The 22,194-nt window shown below is 50.4% G+C and carries 14 protein-coding genes; 7 read left to right on the top strand and 7 right to left on the bottom strand.

The genetic code is table 11. The features are described from left to right. Positions 1-66: 66 nt before the first annotated feature. Together apbE and ACLJTG_RS18345 are read right to left on the bottom strand one after the other, a co-directional pair. Positions 67-1,119 carry an FAD:protein FMN transferase ApbE gene (apbE, locus tag ACLJTG_RS18350; protein ID WP_000784306.1) on the bottom strand — a complete coding sequence of 351 codons (1,053 nt, stop codon included), beginning with the start codon at positions 1,117-1,119 and terminating at the stop codon, positions 67-69. A gap of 114 nt (positions 1,120-1,233) precedes the next feature. Further along, positions 1,234-2,370, bottom strand: coding sequence for a porin OmpC (locus ACLJTG_RS18345; protein ID WP_000865526.1), 1,137 nt, complete (start codon positions 2,368-2,370; stop codon positions 1,234-1,236). A gap of 728 nt (positions 2,371-3,098) precedes the next feature. Here ACLJTG_RS18345 and rcsD point away from each other — a divergent pair. Together rcsD and rcsB are read left to right on the top strand one after the other, a co-directional pair. Beyond that, a complete protein-coding gene (gene rcsD, locus ACLJTG_RS18340) occupies positions 3,099-5,768 on the top strand; it encodes a phosphotransferase RcsD (protein ID WP_000083201.1) in 2,670 nt (889 codons plus the stop codon). A gap of 16 nt (positions 5,769-5,784) precedes the next feature. Then, entirely contained in the window at positions 5,785-6,435 is a 651-nt protein-coding gene (rcsB, locus tag ACLJTG_RS18335; RefSeq protein WP_001061919.1) for a response regulator transcription factor RcsB, read from the top strand. 102 nt (positions 6,436-6,537) lie between these two features. Here rcsB and rcsC read toward each other — a convergent pair whose 3' ends face one another. From rcsC to ACLJTG_RS18315, 4 genes are all read right to left on the bottom strand, one after another. Beyond that, positions 6,538-9,384 carry a two-component system sensor histidine kinase RcsC gene (gene rcsC, locus ACLJTG_RS18330; protein WP_000876075.1) on the bottom strand — a complete coding sequence of 949 codons (2,847 nt, stop codon included), beginning with the start codon at positions 9,382-9,384 and terminating at the stop codon, positions 6,538-6,540. A 117-nt stretch (positions 9,385-9,501) separates the two neighbouring features. Continuing rightward, complete coding sequence (gene gyrA, locus ACLJTG_RS18325) at positions 9,502-12,138, bottom strand: DNA topoisomerase (ATP-hydrolyzing) subunit A (protein ID WP_001281271.1); 2,637 nt, start codon at positions 12,136-12,138, stop codon at positions 9,502-9,504. Between the two features lie 409 nt (positions 12,139-12,547). After that, positions 12,548-13,750, bottom strand: coding sequence for a mandelate racemase/muconate lactonizing enzyme family protein (locus tag ACLJTG_RS18320; protein ID WP_000705581.1), 1,203 nt, complete (start codon positions 13,748-13,750; stop codon positions 12,548-12,550). A gap of 14 nt (positions 13,751-13,764) precedes the next feature. Further along, on the bottom strand, positions 13,765-15,090 hold the full coding sequence (locus tag ACLJTG_RS18315; RefSeq protein WP_000098078.1) for an MFS transporter: 1,326 nt from the start codon (positions 15,088-15,090) through the stop codon (positions 13,765-13,767). Between the two features lie 49 nt (positions 15,091-15,139). On the opposite strand from ACLJTG_RS18315, the gene ACLJTG_RS18310 reads away from it, so the two are divergent. The 5 genes from ACLJTG_RS18310 (at position 15,140) to yfaE (ending at position 20,973) form a co-directional block, all read left to right on the top strand. Beyond that, the gene (locus tag ACLJTG_RS18310; RefSeq protein WP_000944714.1) at positions 15,140-16,024 is read left to right on the top strand and encodes a GntR family transcriptional regulator; all 885 of its coding nucleotides are present in this window, start codon (positions 15,140-15,142) and stop codon (positions 16,022-16,024) included. 82 nt (positions 16,025-16,106) lie between these two features. Beyond that, positions 16,107-16,835 (top strand): bifunctional 2-polyprenyl-6-hydroxyphenol methylase/3-demethylubiquinol 3-O-methyltransferase UbiG, encoded by a 729-nt coding sequence (gene ubiG, locus ACLJTG_RS18305; RefSeq protein WP_001091009.1) that lies wholly within the window; start codon positions 16,107-16,109, stop codon positions 16,833-16,835. A 355-nt stretch (positions 16,836-17,190) separates the two neighbouring features. Further along, a complete protein-coding gene (gene nrdA / locus ACLJTG_RS18300) occupies positions 17,191-19,476 on the top strand; it encodes a class 1a ribonucleoside-diphosphate reductase subunit alpha (RefSeq protein ID WP_001076487.1) in 2,286 nt (761 codons plus the stop codon). Positions 19,477-19,588: 112 nt separating this feature from the next. Next, on the top strand, positions 19,589-20,719 hold the full coding sequence (nrdB, locus tag ACLJTG_RS18295) for a class Ia ribonucleoside-diphosphate reductase subunit beta (protein ID WP_000332026.1): 1,131 nt from the start codon (positions 19,589-19,591) through the stop codon (positions 20,717-20,719). Next, a complete protein-coding gene (gene yfaE / locus ACLJTG_RS18290) occupies positions 20,719-20,973 on the top strand; it encodes a ferredoxin-like diferric-tyrosyl radical cofactor maintenance protein YfaE (protein ID WP_000533921.1) in 255 nt (84 codons plus the stop codon). Before nrdB ends, yfaE begins: the two co-directional genes overlap by 1 nt. 1 nt (position 20,974) lies before the next feature. On the opposite strand, the gene ACLJTG_RS18285 is transcribed toward yfaE, so the two are convergent. Beyond that, positions 20,975-22,165 carry an MFS transporter gene (locus ACLJTG_RS18285; RefSeq protein ID WP_000660247.1) on the bottom strand — a complete coding sequence of 397 codons (1,191 nt, stop codon included), beginning with the start codon at positions 22,163-22,165 and terminating at the stop codon, positions 20,975-20,977. Positions 22,166-22,194 lie beyond the last annotated feature (29 nt).

Below are 22,194 nucleotides of genomic sequence, written 5' to 3'. Positions count from 1 at the left end.
AGCATAGTGCTTGCTTACATGCAGTGTGTCCGTAAATCCGCCCACAAAAACCCGTAATCTTGCGTTTTAATTCTTATCGCTCACCATGAACGTTTTGAACTGCGGCGACATCCAGGTTTTAAAGCCTTCACCTTCTTTCATGATCATAAAGACCGCCAGCCCTTCCCGCCGCACGACCTCTTGCGCCTTTTGCGTACCAAGCACCATCAGGCCGGTGTCCCAGCCGTCCGCTTCCAGCGCCGTTGGCGCGATAACCGTAACCGATACCAGATTGTGTTCAATGGGGCGCCCCGTTTGCGGATCGATAACGTGCGAGATACGCTTGCCATCCAGCTCATAATAGTTGCGGTAGCTGCCGGAGGTGCTGATGCCATGCCCGTTGATATCCACAATCGCCTGCACCGCATTTTCCCGGTCGGTCGGCTTCTGAATCGCGACGCGCCACGGCTGCCCCTGCGCATTCATCCCGCGACTGCTTAATGCGCCGCCCACCGAGACCAGATAACGCGCAATGCCCTCCTGCTCCATCAGACGCGCCAGATGATCCGCCGCATAGCCCTCCCCGACCGTGGAGAGATCAACATAAAGATCCGGCAAATCTTTTTGCAAAAACTGATGTCCAGCCCTGTCGATAACCTGCAAATGTTGCAGGCCTGTTTTCGCTTTTGCCGCATCGATTTGTGCTGGCGTTGGGATATGCAGCGGCTGCCGATCCGGTCCAAACCCCCACAGATTGACCAGCGGGCCCACGGTGATATCCATCGCGCCGTCCGTCTTCGCGCCAATACGCAGCGCCGAGGTCACGATATCCGCCATGGCTTCGCTGACCGGCCAGGGCGCAAGGCTGCGTGAATGGTTAAAACGCATTAGCGCGGAGTCATTTTTATAGGTAGAAAGCAACCAATCATCAGCATCAAGCTGAGTCTGGATTTTAGTCTGTAACTCTGCGGCGCGTTTCGCATCGATGCCAACCACGCTCACCCGCCAGAGGGTCCCCATCGTTTTACCTTCCAGCACCTGAGCGGCAGGTGACGCTGTTGTCGTTTCGGGAGCCTCATCGCAGCCCATAAGTAAAAAAGCCGCCGCCAGACACACGGCCCGGCAAAAAGTCATTTTCATCGCTGTTTATCCTCATTCGAATGGACGCAAGCGTATATCAAAACGTCGTATTTGTACGCCGGAATAAGGCATGAAAAAAGGGCCCGTAGGCCCTTTAGCAACATCTTTTGCTGATTAGAACTGGTAAACCAGACCCAGCGCTACGATGTCGTCGGTGTTGATGCCCGCATCGCGGGTAAAGTCGTTTTTATCCAGCAGGTTGATTTTGTAATCAACATAGGTGGACATGTTTTTGTTGAAGTAGTAAGTCGCGCCGACATCAACATATTTTACGATGTCCTGGTCGCCATAGCTGGCGCCGTAGCCGTTGCTGATGTCCTTACCTTTAGACTGCAGGTAAGCCACAGACGGACGCAGACCAAAGTCGAACTGGTACTGAGCAACCACTTCAAAGTTCTGCGCTTTGTTGGCAAAACCGTAAGAGGTGGACGGGTTGCTACCGTTAGAGGTACCAAAACGGGTTGCGTTATAGGTCTGAGAATACTGCGCTGCCAGATAGATGTTGTTCGCATCGTATTTCAGGCCACCGGTGTAAACCGTGGCGCGATCACCGTTACCATACAGGCGAGCGTTAGCGGTGTTGTTCTGATCGGCAGTACGTTTAGACGTGGTGATAGCGCCACCGACAGAGAAGCCTTCGCCGATTGCATAAGTCAGCGATCCGCCGTAACCGTCACCGTTCTGGTTCAGCAGGCTGCGACCGTTGGTGTTTTCACCGCTCACGCTGCCGTTTTTGCCCTGATACTGCAACGCGAAGTCCAGACCATCCACCAGGCCGAAGAAGTCGGTGTTACGGTAGGTAGCATAGCCGTTACCACGCTGCTGCATAAAGTTGTCAGCGCCGTAGGTGTCGCCGCCGAACTCCGGCAGAACGTCGGTCCAGGAGGTCACGTCATAGGTTACGCCGTAGTTACGACCATAATCGAAGGAACCTGCGTCAGCGAATTTCAGACCCGCAAACGCCACACGCGTCCAGGAGTCGTTGCTGCCTTCAGTCTGGTTGCCCTGAATCTGATATTCCCACTGGCCATAACCGGTCAGCTGATCGTTAACCTGCGTTTCGCCTTTGAAGCCGATACGCATGTAGGTCTGGTCACCGTCGCTGCCTTTGTCGTCAGAGAAGTAGTGCAGGCCATCAACTTTACCAAACAGGTCTAATTTGTTGCCGTCTTTATTATAAATTTCAGCCGCATTCGCTGCGCCCGCCACCAGCAGAGCTGGTACCAGGAGGGACAGTACTTTAACTTTCATGTTATTAACCCTCTGTTATATGCCTTTATTGCTTTTTTATGCCACTGCTTACTGGTTAACCCTCATTAACCAGTCGGCAAGTCCATTCTCCGCAAAAATACAGAATAATCCAACACGAATATGATACTAAAACTTTTAAGATGTTACAGTTATCTACATAGATGTTTCAAAATATGAAGTTTACGGAACTTTTTTAAAGCAAAAATCAAGTAAAAATAAGCACAAATAGACAAAATATATTCACGAGACTTTTAAAATCAATGGGTTAAATTGATGAAATTCATAGCACTGAATGATAAAACAGAATCTTCATTCGCAACTAAAATAGTGACCGCTATCATCATTAACTTTATTTATTACCGTCATTCACTTCTGAATGTCTGTTTACCCCTATTTCAACCGGATGCTTCGCATTCGGTTTTTTTTACCCTTTTTCAGGCACACCTGGCTGATTTATGCTACCTGCCTAAAACTATCACGGTTATTCACTACCCTCCCCAGCTCGACCGTTCGTAAGACATTAGCAAATAATTTCTTGATATTTAGTGCTAAACATTTATAAGTAGTCTTTATATTTGTACCGTTCTGCGAAGGTTGTACGCTTTTCCCGTCCCGCCGACGGAGCGCGTGTTAAGTTGCCCGGCATGACGTAAGAGTCTGGAAATTCATTCATTACCCTTTATACTGCCCTTCACCTTCAGCGTTGCTTTTACAGGTCGTAAACATAAATGAGTCAGTCTGACACAACGGTCTCTACCCGATTCTCCCTTCTACCGGGAAGCATTACCCGTTTCTTCTTATTGCTGATCATTGTGCTGCTGGTAACGATGGGCGTTATGGTACAGAGCGCCGTCAACGCCTGGTTGAAAGACAAAAGCTATCAAATTGTCGATATCACCCACGCTATTCATAAACGCGTGGACACCTGGCGGTATGTTACCTGGCAAATTTATGACAACATCGCCGCGACCACTACGCCATCGACAGGTGAAGGACTTCAGGAAACGCGTCTGAAGCAGGATGTGTATTATCTTGAAAAGCCGCGACGTAAAACTGAAGCGCTGATTTTCGGTTCCCATGACAGCGCCACGCTGGAAATGACGCAGCGTATGTCAACTTATCTGGATACGCTGTGGGGCGCGGAAAACGTGCCGTGGTCAATGTATTACCTCAACGGACAGGATAACAGCCTGATTCTTATCTCTACCCTACCGTTGAAAGATCTCTCTTCCGGCTTTAAAGAGTCCACTATTGGCAATATCGTCGATTCCCGCCGGGCAGAGATGTTGCAGCAGGCGAATGCGCTGGATGAGCGCGAAAGTTTCTCCTCATTGCGAAAACTGGCCTGGCAAAACGGTCACTATTTTACGCTGCGCACGACCTTCAATCAGCCAGGACATCTGGCAACCGTGGTGGCGTTTGATCTGCCCATTAATGATTTAATCCCGCCGGGAATGCCGCTGGACAGTTTTCGGATAGAGCCTGACGCAACCCAGGCGACGGGGCGAAGCAGTGAAAAGGAAGCGCCAGATAGCGTCACGATTAGCTTTAACGGTTCAAAAATTGAGATCTCCTCAGCGCTTAACTCTACCGGAATGCGCCTGATCTGGCAGGTACCGTTCGGTACGCTTTTGCTTGATACGTTGCAAAATATTCTGCTGCCTTTACTGCTGAACATCGGGCTGCTGGCGTTGGCGTTATTTGGCTACGCCACGTTCCGTCATCAGCCGGGACGGTCGACGGAATCGACATCCGGCAACGCGGCGAATAATGAGCTTCGCGTCTTACGCGCCATTAATGAAGAGATCGTTTCTCTGCTGCCGCTGGGTCTGCTGGTCTACGATCAGGAAGGCAACCGCACCGTGATCAGCAATAAAATCGCCGATCATCTGTTGCCGCATCTTAACCTGCAAAATATTACCAGCATGGCGGAACAGCATCAGGGCGTGATTCAGGCGACAATTAATAACGAACTGTATGAGATCCGTCTGTTTCGCAGCCAGATCGCTCCCCGCACGCAGATCTTTATTATTCGCGATCAGGACCGGGAAGTGCTGGTGAATAAGAAGCTCAAACAGGCGCAGCGTTTGTATGAGAAGAATCAGCAGGGTCGCGCCGCCTTTATGCAAAATATCAGCAACACGCTTAAAGAGCCCGTACGCCAACTGGCGGTTAACGCCGCGGCAGTCACCACGCCGGAAAGCCTGAAACTGGCGGATCAGGCGGATGTATTGGTACGTATGATCGATGAAATCCAACTGGCGAATATGCTGGAAAATGACGCATGGAAGAGCGAAGCAACGCTGTTCTCCCTGCAGGATCTTATTGACGAAGTCGTGCCGGAAGTGCTGCCCGCCATTAAGCGTAAAGGGCTGCAACTGCTGATTAATAACCATCTTAGCGGCAACGATGAACGCTGGGGCGATCGCGACGCCCTGCGCCGGATTTTGCTGCTGTTGATTCAGTATGCCGTCACAACGACCGCTATGGGTAAAATTACGCTTGAAGTCGAGCAGGATGAATCTATCGCGGAGCGTCTGACTTTCCGTATTCTGGATACGGGCGAAGGCGTAACGTTAAACGAGATTGATAATCTGCATTTCCCGTATATGAATGAAACGCAGGGCGATCGTTACGGCAAAGCGAATCCGCTCACCTTCTGGCTGTGCAATCAACTGGCGCGCAAACTGGGCGGTCATCTCAACATTAAAGCGCGAGAAACGCTGGGCACGCGCTATACCGTTCATGTCAAAATGCTTCCTCACGATCAGCATACTCAGGTCGAAGAGCGCCTGCTGGACGACGTGAGCGTGATGGTCGATGTGACGTCCAACGAGGTTCGCGCGATTGTGCTGCGTCAGTTAGAAAACTGGGGCGCCACCTGCATCACGCCGGATGAAAGGCAGATAAGTCAAGAATATGATCTCTTTTTAACGGATAATCCGTCTAATCTTACTGCCTCGGGCTTGCTTTTAAGCGATGATGAGTCAGGCGTGCGGAAAATTGGCCCGGGTCAGTTGCGCGTCAACTTTAATATGAGCAATGCTATGCAGGAAGCTGTACTACAACTTATCGAAGAGCAGCTGGCGCAGGAAGAGATTCCCGCCTCCCCGCTCGGCGGAGATGAAAATGCCGAGCTTCATGCCAGCGGCTATTATGCGCTATTTGTAGACACAGTACCGGATGATGTTAAGAGGTTGTATACTGAGGCGGCAACCAGCGATTTCGCTGCGCTGGCCCAAACGGCCCACCGCCTGAAAGGGGTGTTTGCCATGCTTAATCTGGTACCCGGCAAGCAGTTATGTGAAACGCTGGAACATCTGATTCGTGAGAAAGATGCTCCAGGTATAGAAAAATATATCAGCGACATTGACGCCTACGTCAAAAGCTTGCTGTAGCAAGGTAGCCCAATACATGAACAATATGAACGTAATTATTGCCGATGACCACCCGATTGTACTGTTCGGTATTCGCAAATCACTTGAACAAATCGAGTGGGTGAATGTTGTCGGCGAATTTGAAGATTCCACAGCATTGATCAACAACCTGCCGAAATTAGATGCGCATGTGTTGATCACTGACCTCTCCATGCCGGGAGATAAATACGGCGATGGGATCACCTTGATCAAGTACATCAAGCGTCATTTTCCGAGCCTGTCTATTATCGTTCTGACCATGAACAACAACCCGGCGATCCTGAGCGCCGTGTTGGATCTTGATATTGAAGGGATCGTACTCAAGCAGGGTGCGCCAACCGATCTGCCTAAGGCGCTGGCCGCGCTGCAAAAAGGCAAAAAATTCACCCCAGAAAGCGTTTCTCGTCTGCTGGAGAAAATCAGCGCAGGCGGTTACGGCGATAAGCGCCTGTCGCCAAAAGAGAGCGAAGTATTACGCCTGTTCGCCGAGGGCTTTTTGGTCACCGAAATCGCCAAGAAGCTCAACCGCAGCATTAAGACCATCAGCAGCCAGAAGAAATCGGCGATGATGAAACTGGGCGTAGAGAATGATATCGCGCTGCTCAACTATCTCTCTTCCGTCACCCTGAGTCCGACAGACAAAGAATAAATCGCTTTTACGTTACCCAGCCTGATGGCGCTACGCTTATCAGGCCTACCAGTCGACTCATCTTTTGCAAGCCGGACAGGCGACGCCGCCATCCGGCATTTTTTATGCCCGCGTTTTACGTACTCGTTCGGCATACACCGCCAGCGTCTGTTTCAACACATCCAGCGTCACAGGCTTCGACAAACAGCTGTCCATACCGGACTCCAGGCAACGTTGTTTCTCTTCCGCCAGCGCGTTCGCCGTCACGCCGACGACCGGCAGCGTCAGCCCAAGCTGACGGATACGCTGCGTCAGGCGATAGCCGTCCATGTTCGGCATGTTCACATCGCTCAGAACAATATCGATAGCATTTTTACTCAGCACATTCAGAGCGTCCACGCCATCATTGGCTGTCTTACACTGATACCCCAGCGATCCCAATTGATCGGCCAGCAGACGGCGATTGATCGGATGATCGTCAACGACCAGAATCATCATGTCGTCATTTGAATCTGCGGTTTTATCCGTCGTCGGCAATGCGCTGGAAAGCGCTTCACTATCCAGCTCAATACTATAAATACGCGCCAACAGTGCGGGCAACTCATGCACCGACGCCACACTATGCACCCACTCGCCCGGCGCTCTTTCCAACGGAATCCCGATATGACGGCGGCAAAAGACGACCGCCGCCCTCCCCTGCCAGGTATGCTCCAGCGCGTCATCGACAATCAAAATATCGTCCGCGGCGGGTTCTTGCCCTTCATAACGCTGCGTATGAACGCCGCTACGCGCCAGACTGGTCTCAATAAACTGGCACAAAGAAGTATTGCGCACCGCCAGCCAACAGCAGGTTCCGGCGAGTCCTTCCACGCTCTTTTTTACAGGGTATTGCGCGCCATAAAGCGGGATGCGCAGCGTAAACTGGCTTCCCATGCCCGGCTCCGAATCGACGGAAATATCGCCGTCCATCATGCTGATCAATTTTTCGCAAATCGCCAGCCCCAGACCGGTCCCCTGAAAGTTACGCTGTACGCCGGTTCCTACCTGGAAGAAGGGATCGAACAGGCGAACCACCTCTTTTGCCGGAATACCAACGCCGGTATCCCGCACGCGAATGCTGAGATAATCCCCATCACAGCGCACATGCAGCACGATGCAGCCAATATCGGTAAACTTAATGGCGTTGCTCAACAGGTTTGAAATGACCTGCTGTAAACGCATCGGGTCGCCGTTCAGCGATACCGGCACGTCAGGCTCAATAAAACAATACAGGCCGAGCTGCTTACGCACCACCAGCGGCAGATAATTGGCGGTGATATGGTTCATCACCTCTCGCGGTGAAAATTCGCGCGGCTCAATCTTTAGCTGTTCCGACTCAATTTTCGAGAAGTCGAGAATGTCGCTGATAATTTTCAGCAACAGACTGGAGGAATTATTCATCGCCGTGACCAGACGATCCACGCCTTTTGGCAGCTCTTTGGTTTGCAGCAGATCGAGATTGCCAATGATACCGTAAAGCGGTGTGCGCAATTCATGGCTGACCGTTGCAAGGAACATGGATTTAGACTGGCTTGCCTGCTCCGCCGCCTGCGCCATCTCTTGCAGCGACTCTTCCATTTTGACGCGCGTACTCACATCTACCAACACGCAAATCGCGACGTTTTCATTACGATAGCGGGAATGGACGAAGCTAATTTGCAAATTGGTATTATTGCTGGTCAATACATCAACAAAGTTGACCTGCTGGCCGCAAATAATTTGCGTCAGGCGCTGTCTGTCTTCATGCGTGAGCATGTTCAGGTAGGTGTGCGCCAGTTCGTTACTCAGAATATTGACACCATCAATAGTGCGCAGAATACAGATCCCCACCGGCGCGGAGGCGACGATTTTACGGTTGAACTGTTCATGCTCTTCCAGACGCTGGGCATCGCTCTCCGCCGGAATGAAAATTCGCCGCTCATACATCCGCGCAAGCGTAAACAGCCCTGCCCCCACCAGCACGTTCAGCAGGATAGCGTTCAGGATAAGAATACGAATACGCTCCAGGACTAAATCTACAGGCACAGAATAGACAATACTGAGCGAGGATGGCGGCAGGCTTTTTTTGAGTACCAGTTCGCGAAAACCTGGCGTATAACCAAACCAGGAACGCTCCTGCATCCAGCGCGGCTCCGCTTTAATAATGCCGTCAGGACCGGTCAACGAAATCAGCGAATGGCCGTTCTCATCAATAATGGTGACGCCCATCGGCAAACTGCCCGGCGTGAAAAAATTTTCCATGCGGATGGACTGCTCGACGCCCAGCAACGCTTGCAGACGGTTGGCCAGATACACCGGCGTCAGCGCATAAAAGTAGCCCACGCCCTGACGCGCGCCCTGGCTTATCCAGAAAAGGTTATTCCCACTTTCCTCCTGCGGCGCGTTGCGGTATTTCATAATCCGCTCATGTAACGCTTTTAACGCATCATCGCGCTCCACGGGCATTTCACGCAGGCCGAAATTCGCCATACAGAGGTTATCGCTGCCAATCAGGAAAACGCGGTTAAGATCATACGCCGCTGAAAAGTTGTCGCGCCAGTAACGCATAAACCAGGCCAGCGACTCCAGCGAGCCGCGCCAGGCGGAGCCCATCGCCGCACAGTCTGAGTCGGCGAATAGCGGTTCAAAATCCGGCACCACCATTTTGTCATCACGCGCACGCGACGACATGACGCCGTTTTCCGCCGTTAAACGGTTCTCGGCGATATATTTGAGCTCTTTCATCACATCCGACGTGCGCTGGATAAAACGCTGCGCCTGATCGGAGCTAAGGTTGAACTCCTGACGAATTTCAGATTCCCGCTGGTGCAGGGCATTGACGATGTAAAACACCGAAACAAAGGCGATTAAGAGCCAAATGAGTAACGCTAACGCTCTGAATAAGTAGCGCGAGACTTTCAGCGTAGTTCGAAAGGAAGCAAGGTATTTCAAAGGGGCGAAGCTCCGCCTCAGGATGTAAATAGAGTGTGACTAAGGTAGCGGTAAATGACGTAGCCCGCAACGGCAAAGAAAAAGGGCCGGATATCCGGCCCTCGCACAGCAATAACATTACTCGTCAGCGTCATCCGCAACGTCGTCATCGCTTTCCGCTTCCGGGGCGATATCCTCATCCCCTTCCGCCACGCTGCCGTCGATAGCGTCGAGTTCTTCGTCATCTACCGGTTCAGCAACGCGTTGCAGACCCACCACGTTTTCGTCTTCCGCCGTGCGGATAAGGATAACGCCCTGGGTATTACGTCCCACTACGCTGATCTCAGACACTCGGGTACGCACCAGAGTACCGGCATCCGTGATCATCATGATCTGGTCGCAATCGTCTACCTGTACCGCACCGACAACGGAACCGTTGCGCTCGGTCACTTTGATAGAGATAACGCCCTGCGTCGCACGAGACTTGGTCGGGTACTCGTCCGCTGCGGTACGCTTCCCGTAGCCGTTTTGCGTTACGGTCAGAATAGCGCCTTCGCCGCGTGGGATGATCAGAGAAACTACTTTATCGTCTCCCGCCAGCTTAATACCGCGCACACCGGTCGCGGTACGCCCCATCGCACGGACGGCGTCTTCTTTGAAACGCACCACTTTACCCGCGGCCGAGAACAGCATGACTTCGTCAGAACCAGAAGTCAGGTCAACGCCAATCAGCTCGTCGCCGTCGTTGAGGTTCACCGCGATAATACCGGCGGAACGCGGACGGCTGAATTCGGTCAGCGCCGTTTTCTTCACGGTACCGCTGGCGGTCGCCATAAAGACGTTGACGCCCTCTTCGTACTCACGAACCGGCAGAATCGCGGTGATACGTTCGTTGGCTTCCAGCGGCAGCAGGTTAACGATCGGACGACCGCGCGCGCCACGGCTGGCTTCCGGCAACTGATAGACCTTCATCCAGTACAGACGGCCCCGGCTGGAGAAGCAGAGGATGGTGTCATGGGTGTTGGCCACCAGCAGGCGGTCGATAAAGTCTTCTTCTTTAATACGTGCTGCTGATTTGCCTTTACCGCCACGACGCTGTGCTTCGTAATCTGTCAGCGGTTGATATTTGACGTAACCCTGGTGAGACAGCGTCACGACAACATCTTCCTGGCTAATCAGATCTTCGATATTAATATCGGCGCTGTTGGCGGTGATTTCGGTACGACGCTCATCGCCGAACTGATCGCGAATTAACTCCATCTCTTCGCGAATCACTTCCATCAGGCGATCGGCGCTGCCCAGAATGTGCAGCAGTTCAGCAATCTGCTCCAGCAACTCTTTGTATTCGTCGAGCAGTTTTTCATGCTCCAGGCCGGTCAGTTTCTGCAAACGCAGATCCAGAATCGCCTGCGCCTGCTGTTCAGTCAGGTAGTACTGACCGTCACGCACGCCAAATTCTGGCTCCAGCCATTCCGGACGCGCGGCGTCGTCACCGGCGCGCTCCAGCATCGCAGCAACGTTGCCCAGATCCCACGGACGCGAAATCAGCGCCGCTTTCGCTTCCGCCGGCGTTGGCGCACGGCGAATCAGTTCGATAATCGGATCGATGTTGGCCAGCGCAATCGCCAGAGCTTCAAGGATATGCGCGCGGTCACGGGCTTTACGCAGTTCAAAAATAGTACGACGCGTCACCACTTCACGGCGGTGGCGCACGAACGCTGAAATGATGTCTTTCAGGTTCATGATCTTCGGCTGGCCGTGATGCAGCGCCACCATGTTAATACCGAAGGAAACCTGTAGCTGGGTCTGGGAGTAGAGATTATTAAGCACCACCTCGCCCACCGCATCGCGTTTCACTTCAATCACGATGCGCATCCCGTCTTTGTCGGATTCGTCACGCAGCGCGCTGATGCCTTCCACGCGTTTATCTTTCACCAGCTCGGCGATTTTCTCGATCAGGCGCGCTTTGTTCACCTGATAGGGAATTTCATGGACGATGATGGTTTCACGGCCCGTTTTCGCGTCAGCTTCAACTTCCGCGCGGGCGCGAATGTACACTTTGCCACGACCGGTACGGTAGGCTTCTTCGATACCACGACGACCGTTGATGATCGCGGCGGTCGGGAAGTCCGGCCCCGGAATATGTTCCATCAGCCCTTCAATGCTGATGTCTTCGTTGTCGATATACGCCAGGCAGCCGTTAATCACTTCCGTCAGGTTGTGCGGCGGGATATTCGTCGCCATACCTACTGCGATACCGGAAGAACCGTTCACCAGCAGATTCGGAATTTTGGTCGGCATGACGTCCGGAATTTTTTCCGTACCGTCATAGTTATCCACGAAATCCACCGTCTCTTTTTCGAGATCGGCCATCAGTTCGTGGGCGATTTTCGCCAGACGGATCTCCGTATAACGCATTGCCGCCGCGGAGTCGCCGTCAATAGAACCGAAGTTACCCTGACCATCCACCAGCATGTAACGCAGCGAGAATGGCTGCGCCATACGAACGATGGTGTCATACACTGCGGAATCGCCGTGGGGATGGTATTTACCGATTACGTCACCAACGACACGGGCAGATTTTTTATAGGCTTTGTTCCAGTCATTGCCCAATACGTTCATGGCGTAAAGTACGCGACGGTGTACCGGCTTCAGGCCATCTCGGACATCCGGCAGCGCACGGCCAACAATGACCGACATCGCATAATCCAGATAGGAGCTCTTCAGCTCCTCCTCAATGTTGACCGGTGTAATTTCTCTCGCAAGGTCGCTCATCTAACCGCTATCCCTCTACTGTATCCCGGATTCAAAGGTCGCAAATTATAACACATTCGCCCACGTACTGGTAAACGGAATGCAGCCAGACAATGCTTTATTCGGGTGCCGCATGCTCTCTTCATTTATAAGCGTGGTCTCGGCGTTTATCGGCGATCAGCTTCAGAGGCGACACAGAGGAGATCTGGGCCTGGCCAGGAAGAGGCTGGAAAATCAATACCTCCCGTGTATACCCGTCATACTTCAAGTTTCATGTGCGTTGGCGGCAAGTTACTCGGCCCATCCCTGGGCCTCGCCCCGTCGGGGTTAGCGCAAGCGCTGTTCAAGACGGTTAACCATTTTATCCTGCAACTCGAATTATTTAGGGGATATGCCGGGAGGCATAAACCATAATCAGTATCACCAGATGCTATTTAATCACATAGGCCAGGTATTCTTTCACTACCTCATCGTTTAATTCCTGACCCAATCCGGGCTGTTCCGGCGCGACATAATAGCCATTTTCCGGTTGATAATCGTGGGTACAAAGTTCCCGAATAGATGCTTTCATCGCATTGGTATGATGCTCATGAATAATAAAGTTGGGAATTGCTGTTTCCATATGCAGCGCGGCTACCGTGGAAACAGGACCGCCGCAAACATGCACCTGTACAGTGGTGTCATAAATATTAGCATAGTCACAGATTTTCTTTCCTTCGGTAATTCCGCCGCAGAGACACAAATCAGGTTGCGCTACGGCAATAGACTGCTTCTCCAGTAATTCCCTGTATCCCCATCTTGTGTAGGAACGCTCGCCAGTGGCGATTGGAATCGTTGTTGAACGGGAAACTTTCTGCATATTATCAGAATTTAATGGATGAATCGGTTCTTCATAAAGAAAGATACGATACTTTTCTATCGCCTTCGCAAATTGAATAGCTGAGTTTGTACCGAGAAGAGAATGGATTTCCACGATAATATCAGCATCATCCCCCATTGCTTCACGCATAGCGGCAATTCGCGCTTCCCCCATTTTTAATTGATCGGCCAGTAACAATCCTGAATAGTTACGATTTTTATTCTGAAAAACACAGTCATCGCCATTACGATCGATTTCGAGTGGATCCACTTTAATCGCATCATATCCATCGTCAAGAGCCGCACGCGCCGCCTCAGCATATTCATCAGGTGTCACTAATATCTGGCGTTTATCCCCCCAACCAAATTGTAACTGACTAGCATAGGTTCTTAATTTTTCATTAGTTTTCCCGCCAAGGAGCTGATAAACAGGTACACCTAAATATTTACCTTTGATATCCCAAAGAGCAATATCAATAGCGCTCATTCCGGCATAAAAAACGTTTCCGCCCCCCATCCCCCAAAAAGTCTTTCTGAAAAAGAACTCCCAAATTTTTTCGATATTTAATGGATCTTCACCCACAATCAATGGCGCCAGATCTCTGATGATCCCTACGCCAGCTTTAGCGCCTGCGCCATAGGCCAGTCCTACTTCGCCAATACCACTTAATCCTGAGTCGGTATTCACCCGGATAAGTACTGGATTATAGGATGACATCGTTTGATCTCTTTTTTTTAATTCACAGTCAAAAACTTCAATAGACGTAATTTTCATAATTTCTCCATTTATCAGGTTCGTGATACAACATTTGTTTGTTGGCTTTTTTCTTTTTTCACATCAATTTTCATTAACGCCAAAACGGCTACCGCAGCGAAGCAAAGTATTGCCTCTACAATAAATATTCCTGTCGCACCATAATGAGTAGAAACGAATCCCAGTGATTTATTAATCAGGAATCCGCCAAGACTTGAACATGAGTTAATAAACGCAATGCTGATAGCCAACCCTGACGGCGACAATAATGCAGAAGGCAGCGCCCAGTAAGGTCCGTAATAGCTGAGGATCCCAACACCATAGAACGTTAGCCCCAGCATTCTCAGCGACATTGAGGGGACAAGAGCAATCATCAGAAAACCACAGCCTGCCAGAAACATGGGTAATGCAGCATGCCATTTTCGTTCATTCTTTTTATCGGAATGCCAGCCCCACCAGGGCATGCTGAACATAGCGAAAATAAACGGAATACTCATGATTAAACCAACGTCAGTATCCGTAAAATCAGCTGAAAATCCCTTCACCAACCCCGGCAACCAGTAGTTTGCCGCCAGAGCAGCCGCCTGAATCAACATGTAGGCGAAAGAAAGCTGAAGCAAAACTGGATTTTTGATTACGGAAAGAAAGGATGAGTTGGTATTTTTATTTAATGCAGCTGCGGTTTCATTGTCAGTACGTAATTTATTAACTAAGGCCGATATCTGCTGTGGCGTAAGCCATTTAGCCTTTTCTGGACTGTCAGGCAGTAAATAAAATGTCAGGATGCCAAGGAATACGGTAGGGATACCTTCAATAGCAAAAAGCCAGCGCCAGCCTTCATAATCCGGGGTATTCAAATGCTCGATGATCCAACCAGACATCGGTGCAGCCAATACCGATGCAACAGCAATAGATAACATGAAGAAACTATTGACTTTTCCGCGTTCACGAGCCGGGAACCAGCATGCAAGATAATAAACCATGCCCGGGAAAAAGCCAGCTTCAAATACCCCCAAAAAAATGCGAGCCAGCAAAATATGTTGAGTATCTTTAGCAAAAAAAATCAGCCCAGTTACCGCTCCCCAGCCGATAATAATGGAACTAATCCATTTTCTTGCACCAAGCTTTTGCAAGCCAATGCTACTCGGAATTTGAAAGATTAAATATGATATGAAGAATATAGAAGAAATATTAGCGAAATCCTCAGGCGTAATACCGAGAGATTCATTCATGCGTAATGCAGCAAACCCAATATTGACACGATCCATATAGTTAAAAAAGTAAAGAATAAAGGCCAAAGGAATGATTTTCCTTTTTACAATACGAATTGCATCGTATAAATTTTCTTGTGGACTACTCATTTTGCATCACCTTTTATGATTCAATGAATAAGGGTATTAACCGGAATCGATGTTACGTAAAAAACAATACAATTCAAAAGCTAATGTGTCATATCTGATATATCAGCAAGCAAACTTAATGAAATATACAATAACAACAATAAAGTATGTAAATTTTCTTATATCTGATATATTAGATCCGTTAATTTTGAATAAATTAATTACAATGGAACCGGGTTTAACCATGGAGGAGAAGAAAATGAAAAATAGATTAAAGCGTGACTTTAGTCACATATCAATTGAAATACCCAAATCCATCACCCAGGTGATTAAAGAGAAAATAAGGGAGATGATTATCCATGGCGATTTCGATCTTGGGCAAGCGATCAGTGAAAATGAACTATCAAATATTCTGATGGTAAGTAAAACACCAATTCGTGAAGCTTTTATTTGGCTGAGCTATAATGAAAACTTGGTCAACATCATTCCCCGCAGTGGGACATTTGTTTTTTCTGTCACCGACGAGGATATCAATGATCTCATCAAAATGAGGGTTATCCTTGAACAGGGCGCAATTCGTGAAGCGATGGAGAAAAATGCTAACAATGTCATAGTCGAATTAAGCAATATTTTATCGAAGTCAGCAAAAATTAATGCAGAGCGAGATACGCAAGCTTACCTCAAACTGGATCATGATTTTCATTATGTTTTTGTGAAATATGCCGATAATAAATACATTTCACAAGCACACCTGTTGATCTCAGCACGTTTATTGGCAATTCGCTACAGACTGGATTTTACCGCTGAATATATCACCAGCTCTAACCGTGGACATGCCACTATTTTGGATATGTTAAAAAACAACAACGTCGAGGGCGTCTGTAATTTTATCACGCACCACATCGGTAGCGGTTTTACAGAACGCGCAAGAAAACTTCTTGCGCTGAAAGCGTAATAAAGACGGCAGTAGATATAACGCAGCGACTTTGCACCTGCTATACTGCCCCGATAGATCAATAGCGGAATCTCATGTACTCATGAACACTGAAAAACCGTCGGTAGCTCACAACGTTGACCATAATGAAATCGCCAAATTCGAAGCCGTCGCGTCGCGCTGGTGGGATCTGGAGGGCGAATTCAAGCCATTGCATCGCATCAACCCCCTACGCCTTGGCTACATTACTGAGCGCTCAGGCGGCCTGTTCGGTAAAAAGGTGCTCGACGTCGGCTGCGGCGGCGGTATTCTGGCGGAGAGCATGGCGCGCGAAGGCGCTACCGTTACCGGGCTGGATATGGGCTTTGAGCCTTTGCAGGTCGCCAAACTGCATGCGCTGGAAAGCGGCATCGAGGTAGAGTACGTGCAGGAGACGGTTGAGGAACATGCGGCAAAACACGCCCAGCAATACGACGTCGTCACCTGTATGGAAATGCTGGAGCACGTTCCCGATCCGCAATCGGTCGTCCACGCCTGCGCCCAACTGGTTAAACCCGGCGGCGAGGTGTTCTTCTCAACGTTGAACCGCAATGGGAAATCCTGGCTGATGGCGGTCGTCGGCGCTGAGTATATTCTGCGCATGGTGCCAAAAGGCACGCACGACGTGAAGAAATTCATTAAGCCTGCTGAACTGTTAAGCTGGGTAGATGAAACCGTCCTGAAAGAGCAACATATCACCGGGCTGCACTACAACCCGATAACCAATACTTTCAAACTCGGTCCCGGAGTAGACGTTAACTACATGTTGCATACCCGCGCTAAAAAAGCCTGACATCAAAGAATTTTCCTATAAGGGTTGCGTTAGATCATCGGGCGCAACCTTTCTCTTCGATGAAGAAATCAGCATTCGATCAAATTTTGATTTTTTTTTATGAATTGTTGACATCCTCTCCAGGCCTTATCAGACGCGCATTTAGCGATTCTTACGCTTTTGCAACCGCAATTTAACGCCAAAATCAACTCTTGTACTCAAAAGAATCCCTACTAGAATACTCACCATATAGCGTTTCACTTATCGATTACCCCCTATATATAGTATTTATCCACAGAGTTAGTCACAACGTGGCGTTGTGGATAAGCGGGGGGATATTTTTCTTTCACGGACAGGTAAACAGGTAGAAAACCACATGAATCAGAGTCTGCTGGTGACAAAGCGTGACGGCCGTACTGAGCGCATCAATCTCGACAAAATTCATCGCGTGCTTGATTGGGCGGCAGAAGGACTGAATAACGTATCGGTTTCTCAGGTCGAGCTACGCTCGCATATTCAGTTTTATGATGGGATTAAGACCTCCGATATCCATGAAACTATTATTAAGGCTGCCGCAGACCTGATCTCTCGCGATGCGCCGGATTATCAATACCTGGCTGCGCGTCTGGCGATTTTCCACCTGCGTAAGAAAGCCTTCGGCCAGTTTGAGCCGCCCGCACTTTACCACCATGTGGTAAAAATGGTTGAGCTTGGCAAATACGACAATCATCTGCTGGAAGACTACACGGAAGAAGAGTTCAAGCAGATGGATTCGTTTATCGTTCACGATCGCGATATGACCTTCTCCTACGCTGCCGTTAAGCAGCTGGAAGGGAAATATCTGGTGCAAAACCGCGTGACCGGCGAAATCTATGAAAGCGCACAGTTCCTCTACATTCTGGTAGCGGCCTGCCTGTTCTCGAACTACCCGCGTGAAACGCGTCTTGACTATGTAAAACGTTTTTACGATGCGGTCTCTACGTTCAAAATTTCGCTGCCGACGCCCATCATGTCCGGTGTGCGTACCCCAACCCGTCAGTTCAGCTCCTGCGTACTGATCGAGTGTGGCGACAGTCTGGATTCCATCAACGCCACCTCCAGCGCGATTGTGAAATACGTTTCTCAGCGCGCCGGTATCGGTATCAACGCTGGCCGCATTCGTGCGCTGGGCAGCCCGATTCGTGGCGGCGAAGCCTTCCACACCGGCTGCATCCCGTTCTACAAGCACTTCCAGACGGCGGTGAAATCCTGTTCGCAGGGCGGCGTGCGCGGCGGCGCGGCAACCCTCTTCTACCCGATGTGGCATCTGGAAGTGGAAAGCCTGCTGGTGCTGAAAAACAACCGCGGCGTGGAAGGCAACCGCGTACGTCACATGGACTACGGCGTACAGATCAACAAACTGATGTATACCCGCCTGCTGAAGGGCGGCGACATTACGCTGTTCAGTCCGTCGGATGTACCCGGGCTATACGATGCGTTCTTCGCCGACCAGGACGAATTCGAACGCCTGTACGTGAAATATGAACACGACGACAGCATCCGCAAACAGCGTGTGAAAGCGGTCGAACTGTTCTCGCTGATGATGCAGGAACGCGCCTCTACCGGTCGTATCTATATCCAGAACGTTGACCACTGCAATACTCACAGTCCGTTCGATCCGGTTGTCGCCCCGGTACGCCAGTCTAACCTGTGTCTGGAGATTGCCCTGCCGACCAAACCGCTGAACGATGTCAACGATGAAAACGGCGAAATTGCGTTGTGTACGCTGTCTGCATTCAACTTGGGTGCCATTAAAACTCTGGACGAGCTGGAAGAACTGGCTATTCTGGCAGTACGCGCTTTGGATGCTCTGCTCGATTATCAGGATTACCCGATTCCGGCTGCCAAACGCGGCGCAATGGGCCGTCGTACGCTGGGCATTGGCGTGATTAACTTCGCCTACTGGCTGGCGAAAAACGGTAAGCGTTATTCCGACGGCAGCGCCAATAATCTGACGCATAAAACCTTCGAAGCCATTCAGTACTATCTGCTTAAAGCGTCCAACGAACTGGCGAAAGAGCAAGGCGCCTGCCCATGGTTCAACGAAACCACCTATGCAAAAGGCATTTTGCCGATCGACACCTACAAAAAAGATCTGGATGCGATTGTCAACGAACCGCTGCACTACGACTGGGAACAGCTGCGTGAGTCGATCAAAACCCACGGTCTGCGTAACTCCACGCTATCGGCGCTAATGCCGTCGGAAACGTCGTCCCAGATCTCCAACGCCACCAACGGCATTGAGCCGCCGCGCGGCTACGTCAGCATCAAGGCCTCGAAAGACGGTATTTTGCGTCAGGTCGTGCCGGATTATGAGCATCTGAAAGACGCTTACGAACTGTTGTGGGAGATGCCGAACAACGACGGTTATCTGCAACTGGTGGGTATCATGCAGAAGTTTATCGATCAGTCGATTTCCGCCAATACCAACTACGATCCGTCACGTTTCCCGTCAGGAAAAGTGCCGATGCAGCAACTGCTGAAAGATTTGCTCACCGCGTATAAGTTTGGCGTGAAAACTCTGTACTATCAAAATACCCGCGACGGCGCGGAAGATGCGCAGGACGATTTGGCGCCTTCTATTCAGGACGATGGCTGCGAAAGCGGCGCTTGTAAGATCTGATGAATAGTGCCGGGTAGCGCTATGCTTACCCGGCCTACGATTGTACGGTTTGTAGGCCGGATAAGGCGCTTGCGCCGCCATCCGGCGCTCATCCCATAAAGGATTCACTTCAATGGCATACACCACTTTTTCACAGACGAAAAACGATCAGCTCAAGGAACCCATGTTCTTTGGCCAGCCGGTCAACGTTGCACGCTATGACCAGCAGAAATATGACATCTTCGAAAAACTGATCGAAAAACAGCTCTCTTTCTTCTGGCGTCCGGAAGAGGTCGACGTCTCCCGCGATCGTATCGATTATCAGGCGTTGCCGGAGCACGAAAAACATATCTTCATCAGCAACCTCAAATACCAGACGCTGCTGGATTCCATTCAGGGACGTAGCCCGAACGTCGCCCTGCTGCCGCTCATTTCCATCCCGGAGCTGGAGACGTGGGTAGAGACCTGGGCGTTTTCTGAGACGATTCACTCACGATCCTACACCCACATTATTCGTAACATCGTCAACGATCCGGCTGTCGTTTTTGACGATATCGTGACCAATGAGCAAATTCAGAAGCGCGCCGAAGGTATCTCCGCCTACTACGACGAACTTATTGAGATGACCAGTTACTGGCACCTGCTCGGTGAAGGCACCCATACCGTTAATGGCAAAACGGTTGTCGTGAATCTGCGTGAGCTGAAGAAAAAACTGTATCTGTGCCTGATGAGCGTGAACGCGCTGGAAGCCATCCGCTTCTACGTCAGCTTCGCCTGCTCTTTCGCATTTGCCGAGCGTGAACTGATGGAAGGCAACGCCAAAATTATCCGTCTGATCGCCCGTGACGAAGCTCTGCATCTGACCGGCACGCAACATATGCTGAACCTGTTGCGTAGCGGCGTGGACGACCCGGAGATGGCGGAAATCGCCGAAGAGTGTAAACAGGAATGTTATGACCTGTTCGTGCAGGCGGCGCAGCAGGAAAAAGAGTGGGCGGACTATCTGTTCCGCGACGGTTCGATGATCGGCCTGAATAAAGATATCCTGTGTCAATACGTTGAATATATTACTAATATTCGTATGCAGGCGGTAGGGCTGGATCTGCCGTTCCAGACCCGCTCCAACCCAATCCCGTGGATCAATACCTGGCTGGTGTCCGATAACGTTCAGGTCGCGCCACAGGAAGTGGAAGTTAGCTCTTATCTGGTCGGACAAATCGATTCGGAAGTCGATACCGACGATCTGAGTAATTTCCAGCTCTGATGGGACGCGTCACGCTGCGTATCACTGGCACACAGCTGCTGTGCCAGGATGAACACCCTTCTCTGCTGGCCGCGCTGGAATCGCATAACGTTGAGGTGGAGTATCAGTGCCGCGAAGGATATTGCGGCTCCTGTCGTACCCGGCTGGTTGCCGGTCAGGTTGACTGGATTACGGAACCTTTAGCGTTTATCCAGCCGGGAGAGATTTTGCCCTGCTGCTGCAGGGCAAAAGGCGATATCGAAATCGAGATGTAACTCAGTGCAACTCGCTGGTGGAAACCAAAGGCATCACGCCACGTTTTTTCATCTGCACGGCATACAGTGCGCCAGCGAGTACCACCAGCACCGCGCCAGCGACATAAATCATACGATAGCCAACCGACTCAACCATCATTCCCATGATAAAGGCGCCAATCGCCATTCCGGCGTCCATCGCGTTAAAGAACAGTGAATTCGCCACGCCGATTTTATGCGGTTCAACCGAGCTGATAATTTGCGTCTGGAAAACCGGCGTGACCGAACCGTAGCCGATACCGATGAGACCGCCGGAAATAATCATCATGATGCTGCCATTGGTGTAGCCCAGCGCCACCAGACCGATGGTAAAAGCCAACAGGCATGGGAAAACAACATATTTCGGCCCTTTTTTATCACAAATATTCCCGGTGAAGGTACGGCATATCATCAGGAAAATCGCGTAACACAGCAGGAAATTACTGGCCGCCGCCATTAAATCCAGCTCACGCGCATACAGCGCCAGGAAAGCCGACACGCCGGCATAGGAGAAAGTCATAAAAAAGGTGACCAGCGCAAAAGGCAAGGCGGCGCGGTCAAACATCGCGGCAAAACCCAGATTCGGTTTCGAACCATCGGCATGACGAATTACCGGAGGGACCGTCACAATCAGGGAAAGTACAATCCCTAACGCCGCTACAGCGGAACAAAGCCAGAATGCGGCAGTGAACGCGTTCCAGCGGGCCATATTCAAACCGATCCACGGTCCTACGACCATCGCCAGGCCCATCGCTAAAGAGAAAAAGCTGATGCCCTCTCCACGTCGGGAGGCCGGAATTAACCGCGCTGAAATAGTTCCTTTTACCGTGGTAATAACACCAAACGTAATCCCATGAAGTACGCGGATAAAGAGCAGCGACTCGATAGAATGGCAAACCGGATACAGCGCGGTAATCACCAAAAAAGCCAGAGAAGAGAGCACCAGAATCTTTTTATTCGAATATTTTCCCACCCATTGTCCGGCAAACGGCCGAATAACAATTGCCGCGGCCAGGAAACATGTCACTAGCAGCCCGGCCTTATCTGCAGAAGCATGCAGGCGGTCAGCGATATAAATGGGTAATAAAGTTAGCAGTACATAAAAAACAAAAAAGATAATAAAACTGACTATGGTGATTGCCCAAAAATCCTTCGTCCATAATTTTTCTTTCATTCTTAACGACCCGTTCAGATGGCGCACGC

This window comes from Salmonella sp. SAL00672 (assembly GCF_046552175.1).
Classification (GTDB): domain Bacteria; phylum Pseudomonadota; class Gammaproteobacteria; order Enterobacterales; family Enterobacteriaceae; genus Salmonella; species Salmonella enterica.
This window is presented reverse-complemented; position numbering and strand designations above follow the sequence as displayed.

Coding starts and splice junctions, on each gene's coding strand:
- apbE (WP_000784306.1), bottom strand. CDS start 1,119: ATGAAAATGACTTTTTGCCGGGCCGTGTGTCTGGCGGCGGCTTTTTTA.
- ACLJTG_RS18345 (WP_000865526.1), bottom strand. CDS start 2,370: ATGAAAGTTAAAGTACTGTCCCTCCTGGTACCAGCTCTGCTGGTGGCG.
- rcsD (WP_000083201.1), top strand. CDS start 3,099: ATGAGTCAGTCTGACACAACGGTCTCTACCCGATTCTCCCTTCTACCG.
- rcsB (WP_001061919.1), top strand. CDS start 5,785: ATGAACAATATGAACGTAATTATTGCCGATGACCACCCGATTGTACTG.
- gyrA (WP_001281271.1), bottom strand. CDS start 12,138: ATGAGCGACCTTGCGAGAGAAATTACACCGGTCAACATTGAGGAGGAG.
- ACLJTG_RS18320 (WP_000705581.1), bottom strand. CDS start 13,750: ATGAAAATTACGTCTATTGAAGTTTTTGACTGTGAATTAAAAAAAAGA.
- ACLJTG_RS18315 (WP_000098078.1), bottom strand. CDS start 15,090: ATGAGTAGTCCACAAGAAAATTTATACGATGCAATTCGTATTGTAAAA.
- ACLJTG_RS18310 (WP_000944714.1), top strand. CDS start 15,140: ATGTTACGTAAAAAACAATACAATTCAAAAGCTAATGTGTCATATCTG.
- ubiG (WP_001091009.1), top strand. CDS start 16,107: ATGAACACTGAAAAACCGTCGGTAGCTCACAACGTTGACCATAATGAA.
- nrdA (WP_001076487.1), top strand. CDS start 17,191: ATGAATCAGAGTCTGCTGGTGACAAAGCGTGACGGCCGTACTGAGCGC.
- nrdB (WP_000332026.1), top strand. CDS start 19,589: ATGGCATACACCACTTTTTCACAGACGAAAAACGATCAGCTCAAGGAA.
- yfaE (WP_000533921.1), top strand. CDS start 20,719: ATGGGACGCGTCACGCTGCGTATCACTGGCACACAGCTGCTGTGCCAG.
- ACLJTG_RS18285 (WP_000660247.1), bottom strand. CDS start 22,165: ATGAAAGAAAAATTATGGACGAAGGATTTTTGGGCAATCACCATAGTC.